The sequence below is a fragment of the Nitrobacter winogradskyi genome, assembly GCF_006539545.1.
Classification (GTDB): Bacteria; Pseudomonadota; Alphaproteobacteria; order Rhizobiales; family Xanthobacteraceae; genus Nitrobacter; species Nitrobacter winogradskyi_A.
This window is the reverse complement of record NZ_BJNF01000166.1, coordinates 1-611: the sequence shown is the minus strand read 5'-3', so window position 1 is coordinate 611 and position 611 is coordinate 1. Positions and strand designations below refer to the sequence as shown.

The following is a 611-nucleotide window of genomic DNA, read 5'->3' as shown; positions in this document are numbered from 1 at the left end:
TTCAAGCTTGGGATGTGGACCTCCGCAAGCCGTGGCCGGATGGCCAAGATTGAGAAGAAGACGAAGCGTTATCCGAGCGATCTGACCGATGAGGAATGGTCGGCGGTCGAGCCGTTTCTGCCGAAGGCAGGTTCGACCGGCAGCCCACGGCGAACGGATCTGCGGGAGGTATTGAACGCCATCCGCTATCTCGTCCGCTCCGGCTGCGAATGGCGAATGCTGCCGATCCATTTCCCACCCTGGCAGACGGTCTATTGGTGGTTTCGCCGCCTGGCGCGCCGTCTGATGTTTCGGACGATCCACGAGATCGCCCTGATGATCGACCGGGCGCGCAGCGGCCGCACGGTGGAACCGAGCGCGGCGGTGCTCGACAGCCAATCGGTCAAGGCTCCGGCCGCACAGGGCACGCGCGGCTATGACGGCGCCAAGAAGATTGTTGGCCGCAAACGTCACATCGCGGTCGATACCGACGGGCGCCTCCTGATGGTCAATCTCACGACCGCCGATATCGCCGACAGCGCCGGTGCTCAGATCGTGCTCGACGCTCTCGTCAAACGCTGGCCCCGCATCAAGCATCTGTTCGCCGACAGCGCCTATGACCGCCGGCAATT

General features: G+C 63.5%; 1 protein-coding gene. It reads left to right on the top strand.

All coding sequences use genetic code 11. The features are described 5' to 3' along the window. Positions 1 to 12 precede the first annotated feature (12 nt). Positions 13 to 611, top strand: a 599-nt coding sequence (locus NWI01_RS18650; protein ID WP_141385427.1) for an IS5 family transposase, incomplete at its 3' end; no start/stop codon positions are given.